9 protein-coding genes are annotated in these 12,834 nt (G+C 40.4%); 7 read left to right on the top strand and 2 right to left on the bottom strand.

Features of this window, described 5'->3' with window-relative positions; translation table 11 throughout:
* Positions 1-177 precede the first annotated feature (177 nt).
* From treS to NLP_RS12245, 4 genes are all read left to right on the top strand, one after another.
* A complete protein-coding gene (treS, locus tag NLP_RS12265; RefSeq protein ID WP_104906651.1) occupies positions 178-3,564 on the top strand; it encodes a maltose alpha-D-glucosyltransferase in 3,387 nt (1,128 codons plus the stop codon).
* A 54-nt stretch (positions 3,565-3,618) separates the two neighbouring features.
* Positions 3,619-3,819: a hypothetical protein gene (locus tag NLP_RS12260; protein ID WP_104906650.1), complete on the top strand. Its 201-nt coding sequence runs from the start codon at positions 3,619-3,621 to the stop codon at positions 3,817-3,819.
* A 985-nt stretch (positions 3,820-4,804) separates the two neighbouring features.
* Positions 4,805-5,041 (top strand): DUF2281 domain-containing protein, encoded by a 237-nt coding sequence (locus tag NLP_RS12250; RefSeq protein WP_104906648.1) that lies wholly within the window; start codon positions 4,805-4,807, stop codon positions 5,039-5,041.
* Positions 5,038-5,454 carry a type II toxin-antitoxin system VapC family toxin gene (locus tag NLP_RS12245; protein ID WP_234017289.1) on the top strand — a complete coding sequence of 139 codons (417 nt, stop codon included), beginning with the start codon at positions 5,038-5,040 and terminating at the stop codon, positions 5,452-5,454. Before NLP_RS12250 ends, NLP_RS12245 begins: the two co-directional genes overlap by 4 nt.
* 160 nt (positions 5,455-5,614) lie before the next feature.
* Here NLP_RS12245 and NLP_RS12240 read toward each other — a convergent pair whose 3' ends face one another.
* Complete coding sequence (locus tag NLP_RS12240; protein WP_104906646.1) at positions 5,615-5,929, bottom strand: hypothetical protein; 315 nt, start codon at positions 5,927-5,929, stop codon at positions 5,615-5,617.
* Between the two features lie 175 nt (positions 5,930-6,104).
* Positions 6,105-8,318: a transketolase gene (locus NLP_RS12235; RefSeq protein ID WP_104906645.1), complete on the bottom strand. Its 2,214-nt coding sequence runs from the start codon at positions 8,316-8,318 to the stop codon at positions 6,105-6,107.
* Between the two features lie 357 nt (positions 8,319-8,675).
* On the opposite strand from NLP_RS12235, the gene NLP_RS12230 reads away from it, so the two are divergent.
* From NLP_RS12230 to NLP_RS12220, 3 genes are all read left to right on the top strand, one after another.
* Positions 8,676-10,058 (top strand): cytochrome P450, encoded by a 1,383-nt coding sequence (locus tag NLP_RS12230; RefSeq protein ID WP_104906644.1) that lies wholly within the window; start codon positions 8,676-8,678, stop codon positions 10,056-10,058.
* Positions 10,059-10,540: 482 nt separating this feature from the next.
* Complete coding sequence (locus tag NLP_RS12225; protein ID WP_104906643.1) at positions 10,541-11,917, top strand: cytochrome P450; 1,377 nt, start codon at positions 10,541-10,543, stop codon at positions 11,915-11,917.
* A 101-nt stretch (positions 11,918-12,018) separates the two neighbouring features.
* A complete protein-coding gene (locus NLP_RS12220; protein WP_104906642.1) occupies positions 12,019-12,777 on the top strand; it encodes an LmeA family phospholipid-binding protein in 759 nt (252 codons plus the stop codon).
* Positions 12,778-12,834 lie beyond the last annotated feature (57 nt).

Genomic DNA, 12,834 nt, shown 5'->3' with positions numbered 1-12,834 from the left:
TGTATATACGCAGTTGGTATGATTATTTATGACTAGATATAGCTCGTTTGGTAGTTTCATTACTTAAGTAAGAAAGTGTAAACATTACTCGTGTAAGATAAATAAGCTGATAATCTCAGCGATTGTATCAAGTAAAAATATAGTTCTATTAGATATGCGATCGCATATCTTTTTAAAATGCCAAACTCCAGCTTGAAAGATGACCCATCATGGTTTAAAAATGCAATTATCTACGAACTAGGTGTTCGCACATTCGCCGACAGTAATGGTGATGGTATTGGTGATTTTCCAGGGCTGACAGAAAAACTAGACTACTTACAAGATTTAGGTATTACTGCCATCTGGTTGTTACCTTTTTTTCCTTCACCACTCAAGGATGATGGTTACGATATTGCTGATTACACTAGTATCAATTCTATCTATGGCACGTTGGAAGACTTTAAAGCGTTTTTGAGCGCTGCTCATCAGCGCGGTATTCGTGTAATTATTGAGTTAATTATTAACCATACCTCTGACCAACATCCTTGGTTTCAAAGAGCACGTCGCGCCCCGAAAGGGAGTCAGGAGCGAGATTTTTATGTTTGGAGTGATACTCCTGAAAAATACCAAGAAGCGCGAATTATCTTCCAAGATTTTGAGACATCTAACTGGGCTTGGGATCCAGTTGCCAAAGCTTATTGCTGGCATCGTTTCTATTCCCATCAGCCTGATTTGAATTATGACAATCCCTTGGTGCGCCAGGCAGTATTTGATGTTCTAGATTTTTGGTTGGAGATGGGTGTAGATGGACTACGTATGGATGCTGTACCTTATCTATACGAACGGGAAGGAACGAACTGCGAAAACTTACCCGAAACCCATGCGTATTTGAAGGAGTTGCGATCGCACATCGACGCGAAATTTCCTAACCGGATGTTGCTAGCTGAGGCAAACCAATGGCCTGAAGATGCAGCTCAATATTTCGGTGCGGGGGATGAGTGTCACATGAACTTTCATTTTCCCCTAATGCCGCGCTTGTTTATGGCATTGCGGATGGAAGATAATTTCCCGATTGTAGATATTCTCCAGCAAACTCCATCCATTCCTGATAACTGTCAGTGGGCATTGTTCCTCCGCAACCATGACGAACTGACTCTAGAAATGGTGACAGATGAAGACCGCGATTTTATGTATGGGGTCTATGCACAAGACCCAATGATGCGGGTAAATTTAGGCATCCGCCGTAGATTAGCGCCGCTTTTGGGCAATGATCGCCGCCAAATTGAGTTACTCAATAGTTTACTGTTATCTCTGCCAGGAACCCCCGTACTTTACTACGGCGATGAAATTGGCATGGGAGATAATGTTTATCTAGGCGATCGCAATGGTGTTCGCACACCTATGCAGTGGAGTTCTGACCGCAACGCAGGTTTTAGTCGCGCCAACCCGCAACGCTTGTATCTACCCGTCATCGTTGACTCAGAATATCACTACGAAGCACTCAACGTCGAGGCACAACGGACTAATACCAATTCTCTGTGGTATTGGATGAAACGTTTACTTGCTACTCGCAAACGGTTTGCGGCATTGGGTGAAGGACGTTTTGAATTGGTACAGTCTAATAATCGCAAAGTTTTTGCCTTCAGCCGGATTACCTCTGAAGAAGATGTCTTGGTAGTAGCAAATTTATCTCGTTATGTGCAAACGGTGGCGTTAGATTTATCAACCTTCAATGGGCTACTACCAGTAGAAATTTTTGGTTCCTCTGAGTTCCCACTGATTACAGAATCGCCCTATTTCCTCAGCTTAAGTCCTTACGGGTTTTACTGGTTCACCTTACAACCTAAACCTAGCTCAACTCAATCTCTTAAACCCCAAGCAGATTTAGCAACTCTGTTGGTAAATGGTTCATGGCAGAATGTGATTTTGCAACGAGAGTCAAAAAGCATTCTAGAATCAACGCTGCGGGATTACCTCTATACCTGTAGCTGGTTTGGCGGCAAAACTCGGACTGTACAATCAACACAAATCATTGAAGCGATTTCTTTACCCTATAACCAGCAGATAGCTCAAATTGTTTGGTTGCAGGTAGATTATAGCCAGGGAAACAACGAAACTTATCTGTTATTTCTCGCCTATGCAGAAGGTGAGCAAGCAACACATCTTTTGGCACAAATGCCGCAAGCTGTGATTGCACGGCTTAGGGTGCAAGGCAAAATAGACACTCCTCCACCCAATACTCAAGAAGTTGGAATTTTATTTGATGCTTTAGCAGACAAGAACTTTCTCACCTCACTCCTAGATGATGCGATCGCTAATCATCACTCTTATAAAGGGATAAGCGGAGAATTATTTGGCACTACTACTGATTCATTCTCCGAATTGCGCCAACAGTTAACCAATAGTGAGCCGACTGTCCTAAATAAAGAAGAACAAACCAATACTTATATAGTTTATGGCGATCGCTTGTTGTTGAAACTCTTCCGCAAAGTCGAGGAGGGTTTGTACCCAGATTTAGAAATCCGGCGTTTCCTATACCAGAAAAAACGCTTGCAAAACTCAGTTTTCCTAGCTGGTGCTTTAGAGTACCGCCGTGCAAATAAAACAGGCAATAAAACTGCCCTACCCACGACTATAGGCATATTACAAGAGTTTATTTCAGATATTCGCAGTGGCTGGGACTACACCCTTGATAGTTTGCAAAAGTACTTTGATTTAGTGACCACAGAACACGCCACTATTACCGAAGTGCCTCTTCCATCAGGTTCCTTGTTGGATTTACAGAGAATTGAGATTCCAGAATTGGCAATTGCAACTATCACTTCTTACCTGCAAAGTGCTGAACTGTTGGGTAAATCCACTGCGGAATTCCATATAGCGCTGGCTACAAATATAGATAGCTCAGACTTTGCTCCAGAATCTTTTTCATCACTTTATCAACGTTCGATATATCAAAATGCACGTAACTTAACTGGACAAGTATTTCGGTTGTTAAAAGAACGAGTAAAATACTTGCCAACCGATACTCAACCATTAGCATTAGAAGTTCTTAATAGCCAACAGAAAATCTTAGAACGCTTTCAGTTAGTTGTCGGGCAAAAAATTACTGCATTGCGGACTCGTCATCATGGAAACTACCATTTATCGCAAGTATTTTACACAGGAAGAGACTTTATTCTTCCTGATTTTGAAGGCAAAGCAGAGCGTAGTTTAAGCGAACGACGCATAAAGCGATCGCCCCTACAAGATGTAGCAGGAATGTTGCTATCTTTCAACTATGCAGTTAACGAAGCTCTAGGCTATCAAAAAGAATCTGGGATGATCCTACCTGAAAATTTACCCCTTATAGAACAATGGGGACAGTTTTGGTATACCTGGGTGAGTACTAGCTTTCTCAATTCTTATTTAGAAACTGCTAGTCAAGAATCTTTCCTTCCAAAGACAACACAAGAACTAGATGTGCTGCTTTTTGCCTATCTTCTAGAGCAAGCGATTGATGCAGTAGGCAATGAACTAAATAATCGCTCCGATCGGGTAGAAATTCCACTCCAATTTATTCTGCGATTACTGAGTGAAACTGCTTAAACAGTTTTTTCTAGTAAAAACAAATTGCAAGAAATAATATTAGGAGGAAGAAAAATGAGTAACAAAACTGGTGAACTGACAAGAACAATTTTTTGGAAAGGGAATGCAGAAGAATTTCTAGGTAAGTATTATAACTTACAATTTATTCCGAGAGTAGGTGAAGAAGTACAATTAAAAAACAAAACATGGCTAGTGAAGAGAATTATTTATACTCCTGAAGCAGATGACATAACTATCATTTTGGGAAATAAATAGTTTCACCTGAAATGGTTATGATTGTACGGTTGTGTAATACTCTCAACAGTTTTTGGGTAAGGATTCAGGTGGTGGGGTATTGACAAAGGGGCGACATGAAGCCTATAAAGCTGATTTTATAAGCTTCATAGCTCTCATCCCTTGTAAATAATTCTGACTTTTCACGGCATCTGGAAAACCTCTCTCTAAATCTCTCTCCTAAAAGGAGAGAGACTTTGAATTTTCCCCCTTCCCGATGCGGAAAGGAGGTTAGGTCTTTCGTGGGCTTTTCCACATGACGTGAAAAGTCAGGTAAATAATTCTCTAGTTTATGGCGACTTAAACGCGATCGCACCTTTCCTCAAGCCTGCACAGTTAATCCATTAAACGCCATGTTTTCCATAAAAGTATCGCGCTTTGTCCTGGCTTGGAAATCAACTTTTGAACTCGTAAACTAGCTTTTGCGACTCGTAAACTAGCTTTTGCAACTCGTAAACTAACTTTTGAACTCGTAAACTAGCTTTTGCGACTCGTAAACTAGCTTTTGCGACTCGTAAACTAACTTTTGAACTCGTAAACCTGTTATTGTCAACGAATTTCAGCAATTTTACCCCTATTTCTCCTATCTGCTAAATTCTTTTAAATAAAAAACGCAAATATACGCATTGAACGCAATTTTTCAACATTTATATACGTATATTTGCGATAAAAGGAAAAACTATTTTAACTTTAATGCACTAACGCGATCGCACGTTTTATCAATGCTTCAGCAGTCAATCCATTAAACGCTATCAACTCGCCAGCACTGCCTCGTACAAGTACGTCCTATTGATAGAAAAAAATTGCGCGATCGCGCATGATAAATTAATCTGAACAGTGCGATGTCTAGGTACTTCCTAAATATATTCTCTTGAGTACCTAACGATTTAAGTCGCGGCGAAAGGCATACAGCCAAATAATACTTTAAAGTTTAAAATATATTAGTTGATACGAGACGCTATAGAAAATGAACATTGAAGAAATTATTATAGACAAGGTAAGAATATTACCTCTTGATAAGCAACAAGAGGCACTAGATTTTGTAGAATTTTTAATTGCAAAAATGCAAAAGCAAGAGTTATCTTCTCAAGATAAAAATTTAGGGGTTTCGGCTTTGACTCTGGCTCAAGAATACATTGGTTGTGTGGAAGCAGCAAGTGATTTGTCTACGAATAAAGATTATATGGATGGTTACGGTTCATGATGAGGCGATGTGTATTGCTAGATACAGGGCCATTGGTTGCTGTAATTAATCGAAGTGACAAATTTTACGGCTGGACAACAACACAGTGGGCTAATATTGAACCGCCTCTATTAACTTGTGAAGCTGTTATTTCAGAGGCTTGTTTCTTATTAAAAAAGGTTTACGGCGGCCAAGAAGCCGTGATAAATTTGGTCAAGAATGGAGTGATTAATATACCTTTTAAATTGGATGAAGAAGCTATCATTATTGGGGAACTTGTCAAGACTTATCAATCTGTCCCTATGTCTTTAGCTGATGCTTGTTTAGTACGGATGTCTGAACAGCATATAGATAGTTTTTTGTTAACTTTTGATAGTGATTTTCTTATCTATCGTCGGGATAAAAACCAAATTATTCCTGTAATTATGCCATAAGTCAGGATTATTGTTTCTGAAATCAGTGCGATCACCTGATCTTCTAGTTTGTGCGTTACAGTGTCGCTAACACACCCTACAAGATCGGGCGATCGCACTTTTTACAAGATTTTGAATAATAAATGATCAATCCTATCGCTATAGTCAGTTCACAAATTTACTACTTATACCATTTGTAGATAACGCAGTTACCTCTGGCCTCAATTTCGACATCAGTGGTGTTAAAATTACTTTTAACATTACTAACAAATTCTTGCGCTGCTTCATCAGATTTGTATGCACAGACAACCTCTTCTTTGGTTACTGTTTTGGTAGTGGGTGTAACTTCTCTACTAACTGAAGAGGATTCAGGAGAAGATGAAACTGGTGTAACTGTTTCTCTTGATGCCTCAATCTTTTTTTGACACGAACAATTATTCAACAAAAAAATAATTGATATTATAACAAGAAGTAAATGTCCAACAGTAAATTTCATGTTGCTTATGTTGAGTTTCAGTCTCAATTAATTTTAGAGTTATGCTTTTATTTATAGAGCTATTTATAAATAAAAACAAACCGCAGATACACGCATCAAAAGGCCAATCTATTGGCATCTATCTGCGTACATCTGCGGTTAAAAATTCAGATTATTCTACCTATAAAACCCAGCCTTAATGCACTAATGCGATCGCACGTTTCGTCAACGCTTCAGCAGTCAATCCATTAAACGCCATCAACTCGCCAGCACTCGCTGTAGTTTCGCCACGCTTCCACGCAAAAGTGTCGCGCTTCACCCTACTCCGTAACAAAATTGGTTCGAGTACCGCCGCCGCGCCACCTGTAACCGCAATTAACGCATCGCCATCAAATAATTCGGCAAATTTCGCATCATCCAAGAAACCGCCTTCGGGTTGGGAACAGGTATCCCACGCAGTATCATCGCTACGATACAATTGCCGAGGATTGATAACAGAAACTATCTTCGCACCAATACCTTCAGTTTCTAAGAAAGCAGCAGCTTCAAATACTGGCATTAATGTCATATCGCCAATTACAGCAAATACAACTTGTTTATCGCCAGCAACTTCATGTAATAGCACTGCACCATCGCGCAACCCTTGACGAGTTTGTTCTAAAGTTGTGCGAATTTGCAACGGCGTTTTACTTGCAGTAATCACAATTCCCTTATTCTTACTTTTCAATGCCCAGTCATAACAGACTTGGATACTGTTAGCATCGGGGGGAAATAATGGAAAAACATTTCCATTTCGCATCAGCGAAGCAAAGTAAGCTTCAATTTCCGGACGTTGGTGAGTCCAACCGTTGCGCCCTTGCTCTAATGCACCTGCTGTGAATAAAGTAACAGTCGAGGGTGTGGGACGGCGCAATTCTGCCATTGCTTGGGTAACAGTTTGCCAAATTGGTACTCCGTTGATGGCAAAAGATTCGTAGGAACACCACAAAGTTCTCGCACCCATTAACGCCAAACCCGCAGCTAAACCGGCACAAGCATCTTCACTCAATGGTTCATAAACTTGTCCGTTTGGTGCTTGATAATATAAATCGTCGGTTGTGGGGTGGATAATCTTTAATGCTTGGTTGATGTTAGCAATTCCAGATGCTTCATTACCATCGGCGTTGGTAACGAGGAAATTCTGATCTTTATTTCCAACTATTCCTACCAATCGTCCCATCGCGGTTGTGGAAACTTTTGGTTCACCACCAACTGCATATTCTTCTAAAGGTAATTCGCCTAATTCTGGCAATGGTAATTCAAATTCTGTCACCACAGTTTTTGCTGCTGGGCCACCACCGGCGCGTTCGGCATTTGTTCTAACTAATTGCCAAGCTTCCGCAGACAAAGCACGGGTTTGCAATGCACTAATAATATGCGGCGCATCCAACGTATCTTTAGGATAGAGGTTGTGAGATTTTGCACCCCGCGCGTGGACTCCTGCACCTTTGAGTTGTTTAATGATGAAGACGGTAAGTTTACCACCAAGGGCCGATCGCGCTGCTTTATCCACACCCGAAAGTACTGCTTGAGTGAATTCTAGGCGTTTTTCAAAGGAAAAGGCGGTACTATCAACGTAATCCCCTGATTGGTCTTGATCGTCAAAGTCTTTGGCATCCACTAATACCACTTCATCAAAACCGTTACCTTGCCAATATGCTTGCATCTCTGGGTTGGTTTTTAAAGAAACCATACTGTGATGTTCTTGGCTGTAACCGTTCCATACCAATATCGGTAAAAAGTTGGTGACATCAGGATAAGCAGTATGAAAGTGAGCGATCGCACTGACAATATAAGGCTCACCCAATCCACCATCCCCAACTGTAAAGGGGAACAATTTATCTTTGTGCAATAGTGCAGCCGCCATTGCAAAGTGTTGCCCTTGTCCCAAAGGCCCCGCAGGTGCGAGAATACCGGGAATGAAACCAGAAAGATGTCCTAATAATCCGTGCTTTTCTCGGAAGCGATCGCGCAATTGTTGGACTGTAAAAATTCCCATGTCCTCTAGGGAACGATCCAAGAACATGGCACAATAAAATCCAGGGGCGTGGTGTCCCACTTCAGTGAGAATGTTCTTGTATCCCAGCATGACAAGAGATGCGTAAACTTCTGCTTGGCTGGCGAATCCGCCGGGATGCCCAGAAGCCTTACTAGCGGTAACTTGCAAAATCAGGTAGCGGAGGGCATCGGCAGCCAGTAAAGTTTGATATACAGCTGCTTTGTCTGTGGGATCTGCGATCGCTATTTTGCCCGACTCAATAGCAGGAGTTGCACCATAAGTTTCAAAATCTGGTAAGGCTTCACCAAAATATTGAATCCCTTCAGAAAAATTGGGAAGCGCTGAAGATGCCTTTGGGGAGATTGCAGTCATGCTGAGTACCTTTTGACGATGAGGTGAAACTGTAGATGCTCGTTGAATTTAACAAAAATTTTACATCTTCGAGGTTGTAACAGTTTATTGCTTTTTTACAACGTTAGAATAAGTACTTTAAATAGTTACGCAACCAAAATTTCAGTTAAACTGCGTCCACGTTGAAAACCGTAGTTCTGTATGAATAGAAAAACCCTCATCCCCCAGCCCCTTCTCCCAATATTGGGAGAAGGGGAGCCGGAAAGAAGTCCCTCTCCCTACTTGGGAGAGGGATTTAGGGTGAGGGCAAAAACTACGGTTCTCAACATAGATGAGGTTTAGTTGAAGTAGCAAAAAATATTAAGCAGCAAAAAATTTATGAAATTCCCAAACGGCCCTCAAACTCCAGCAGTTTCACAGATGCTACGCTGGATTGCTAATCCGATGTTATTTATGGAGGCTTGTGCCAAAAGCTATGGCGAGATTTTTACTCTCAGATTAGACAAAAATCTGCCTCCTATGGTAATTGTCAGCAATCCCCAAGCGCTACAGCAAATTTTGACAACTGATACCAAGGAATTAGAAGCGCCTGGCGATCTGAATCAGCTGTTTGAACCTTTGCTGGGAAAGCATTCTGTGATTACCATTAGCGGCGCAGAACACCAGCGCCAACGCCAGTTGTTAATGCCTCCCTTTCACGGCGAAAGAATGCGAAACTATAGCCAGGTAATTACCGATGTCACCAAGCAAGTTATCAGCCAATACCAGATAGGTAAACCCTTTAATATTCGGTCTGCTGCTCAAGCTATTACCCTGCGGGTGATTATGCAAGCTGTATTTGGGCTATATGAAGGGCCTCGCGCCGAAAAACTACAGAATTTTTTGAGCGAACTTTTAGAAAAAGCCAGTTCTCGGTTGAGTGTGGCTTTGCTTTATTTTCCAGCTTTGCAAAGAGATTTTGGCCCGATTAACTTCTGGGGGAACCAGATGCGCCTTCAGCAAGAAGCTGACGAACTCCTCTATGAGGAAATTCGGGAACGTCGAGAACAAGCAGATTCATCACGCACGGATATTCTTAGCTTACTCATGGCTGCTAGAGATGAAGCAGGTCAACCCATGACCGATCAAGAATTGCGCGATGAATTGATGACTCTGTTAGTCGCTGGTCACGAAACCACAGCGACAGCCTTAGCATGGGCATTCTACTGGATTCATAAAATACCATCAGTGCGCCAAAAGCTACTGCAAGAATTAGATAGCTTGGGCGATAATCCAGATCCCAGCACCGTTTTTAAATTACCTTATCTCAACGCTGTTTGTTCCGAGACATTGCGGATTTACCCAGTAGGTATACTAACTTTTCCTAGAAGAGTAAGAACATCGATATCGCTGGGCGGTTACGAACTAGAACCCGGTACAGTCCTACTTGGTTCTATTTATCTGACCCATCAACGGGAAGATATTTATCCAGAACCTAAGCAGTTTAAGCCAGAACGCTTTTTAGAACGGCAATTTTCTGCTTATGAATATTTGCCCTTTGGCGGTGGTGCTAGGCGCTGTATTGGGCTAGCATTTGCCCAGTTGGAAATGAAGCTAGCACTTGCTGAAATTCTTTCTAGTAAGGAATTAGAACTAGTTAATAAAGGTGAAGTGCGACCTAAGCGCCGTGGTTTGGTGACAGGTCCAGATCGTCCGATTGAAATGGTTGTCACAAGTCAACGTCAGGTGAAGTCTCCCATTCTACAGACAACCACTGTTTGATGCTGGGGGGTTTGATGGTTGCGTTCAGCAAACTTACAACATCCATCTATATATTTAGATAGATTTTAAATGCTTTTAAATAATCCCCCCTAGTCCTCTTTTAAGGAGGTTTATGGGGGATTTTAATATACTACAAGTGTAAAAAAATTTATTTTAAGGCTGAAATTATACACCAATAGAAGTAATTTTAATATTACTAAAAAACGTAATTTTAGGGAGTGTATTGCAATATACTTAAGTAAGTTTTTTCTATAAATACCTCTACAAATGAGAAAAAATATTATTATCCTCGTAAACTTAATAGTAATGATTTGCCAGAATGGTTAACTTAGTGGTACATTAAATCCCAAATATCCCGCCAAACTATTAAAAAGGCTTGCGATAATTCCCTCTTTAAAAAGGAAGTTAAGGATAATCAAGGTTGACCTCAAGCGTATTGGATTATTTGCAGCTTATTAAATTATAAAGGTATAGAATAAACAGTGAAAACACTTAATAGTCTAAGCACACCAGCTTTGCTGCAAACTCTGCAATTAATTGCTAAACCCACAAAAACTTTAGAAAATTATGCTGCCAAGTATGGTGGCATTTTCACAATGCGGGTAATGGGTTTAAAGTCGCCACCGATAGTATTTTTTAGCCATCCGCAAGCAATTAGCGATTGTTTTGCTATCTCTGCACACAAGTTAGATTTTAAGAAAGCAACCCATGTATTTAAACCCTTGTTTGGAGAGAATTCTCTTGTATTTCAAGAAGCGCGATCGCACCAACAACAACGGCAGCTATTACTCCCAGCATTTCATGGCGAGAATTTAAAGTCTTATGGACAAACAATTTGCCAAATTACTGAAGAGCTTACACAAACTTGGACATCAGGTACAGATATTTGTATACACAAATTAATGTCAAATATCACTTTAGAAATTATCTTACAAGTGGTATTTGGGATTACTCATGGTGTGCGTTACCAACAATTAAAAGAACAATTGAGTTCTTTATTAGAAGACGTAACTAAACCTTGGTATTCCAGCTTGTTTTTCTTTCCTTTGCTGCAAAAAGATTTAGGCGCATGGAGTCCTTGGGGAATTTTCTTAAAAAGACGAGAGCAAATTGACAAACTCATCTATGCAGAAATTTCTGAAAGACGTTGCCAAAAAGATGCTGCGCGTACAGATATTCTCAGTCTGCTGATGTCAGCGCATGACATAAATGGGCAACAGATGACAGATGAAGAATTACGCGATCAACTAGTTTCATTATTGCTATTGGGTTACGAAACTACATCTGGTGTATTAGCCTGGATATTTTATTTAATTCACTCTCACCCAGAGGTTAAATATCGGCTAATGCAAGAACTAAATACCTTGGACAATCTCACAAATCCTGAAAAAATTACACAATTACCTTACCTCACTGCCGTCTGTCAAGAAACACTGCGAATTCATCCTATTGCTTTAATTTGCACACCGCGAATGGTAAAAGATAGAGTGGAAATTATGGGGCATAAATTTACATCAGAAACAGTTTTAGTTCCCTGTATTTATTTAGCACATCGCCGAACAGACACTTACCCAGAACCAGAAAAATTTCGTCCAGAAAGATTCCTCAACCAAAAATTTTCACCTTATGAATATTTACCCTTTGGTGGAGGTTATCGTGGTTGCATTGGTGCGGCATTTTCCATGTATGAACTAAAATTAGTAACAGCCATAATCTTATCGCATTTTCAACTAACCCTTACTGATAAACGTCCAGTGCATCCAGTCCGTCGTGGCATTACCATTGTCCCTAGCGGCGGTGTAAAAATGGTTGTTACCAAAAAGGCAAAAGTTAAAAGAGAAACAATATCCTTTACTTGATTACTCTATCCTCCGACTTAGATATACCGCAATGTAGATTCGCTCCTTAGTATCTAGCCTTTACAGTAAGTAGTAAGAGGATATTTAGGAGATACTAATCCATGCAAGACGAACATAATCTGGAAGAAAAAGTTCTATCTCAGGGCGCTGAAATGATGGTATCCCAAGGGTTAGATGAAGTAGAAAAAATAGACATAAATGTACAAACTGATTTATTCAAAATACTTCAGGGACAAGCGGATGGAGTTTTGTTTGCAGGTGAAGGATTGGTTATACAAGAAGACATCCGCGTGCAGGAAATCAAACTACAAACAGATAGCATTGACATCAATCCGTTAACTGCTCTTTTTGGTAAAATAGAACTCAATGAGTCAGTAAATGCTGTAGGTCACATTGTAGTTACTGAAGTAGATATTAACCGCGCCTTCACCTCAGACTTGATTCGCACCCAGATGCAAAACTTGGAGTTAAATGTAGATGGTGATATTGTAAGTTTTGAGCCGCAAAAAATTCAGGTATTTTTACCTGGTGAAGGCAAAATAGAATGTAAAGGAAAAGTGCTGTTAAAGGAAATGGGAAATACTCGCCCTTTCGCTTACACTGCCCTCATTCGCCCACGGACTCATTCACAACCTGCGATGGTGGAGAGTTTTAACTGCACTGAGGGAGAGGGTATTTCAATAGAATTAATTACAGCATTAATGCAGAAAGCCAAAGAACTGATGAATCTACCATCTTTGAAATGGGAAGATATGGCGTTCAAGATTAAAGATATAAAAGTAGAAAAGGGTAGTTTGACACTTATGGTAGAAACTCAAGTAAAGCAAATACCCGCATCAATAACTGAATTATCTCTTTAGTAGTATTGACGCTAGCTAAGGATAATTTTTGTAACTAGGGAATGATGTAAATTTTTG

This window comes from Nostoc sp. 'Lobaria pulmonaria (5183) cyanobiont' (assembly GCF_002949795.1).
Taxonomy (GTDB): Bacteria; Cyanobacteriota; Cyanobacteriia; order Cyanobacteriales; family Nostocaceae; genus Nostoc.
The sequence above is the reverse complement of the archived record's forward strand: the minus strand, read 5'-3'. Positions and strand labels throughout refer to the sequence as shown.

Coding starts and splice junctions, on each gene's coding strand:
- treS (WP_104906651.1), top strand. CDS start 178: ATGCCAAACTCCAGCTTGAAAGATGACCCATCATGGTTTAAAAATGCA.
- NLP_RS12260 (WP_104906650.1), top strand. CDS start 3,619: ATGAGTAACAAAACTGGTGAACTGACAAGAACAATTTTTTGGAAAGGG.
- NLP_RS12250 (WP_104906648.1), top strand. CDS start 4,805: ATGAACATTGAAGAAATTATTATAGACAAGGTAAGAATATTACCTCTT.
- NLP_RS12245 (WP_234017289.1), top strand. CDS start 5,038: ATGATGAGGCGATGTGTATTGCTAGATACAGGGCCATTGGTTGCTGTA.
- NLP_RS12240 (WP_104906646.1), bottom strand. CDS start 5,929: ATGAAATTTACTGTTGGACATTTACTTCTTGTTATAATATCAATTATT.
- NLP_RS12235 (WP_104906645.1), bottom strand. CDS start 8,318: ATGACTGCAATCTCCCCAAAGGCATCTTCAGCGCTTCCCAATTTTTCT.
- NLP_RS12230 (WP_104906644.1), top strand. CDS start 8,676: ATGAAATTCCCAAACGGCCCTCAAACTCCAGCAGTTTCACAGATGCTA.
- NLP_RS12220 (WP_104906642.1), top strand. CDS start 12,019: ATGCAAGACGAACATAATCTGGAAGAAAAAGTTCTATCTCAGGGCGCT.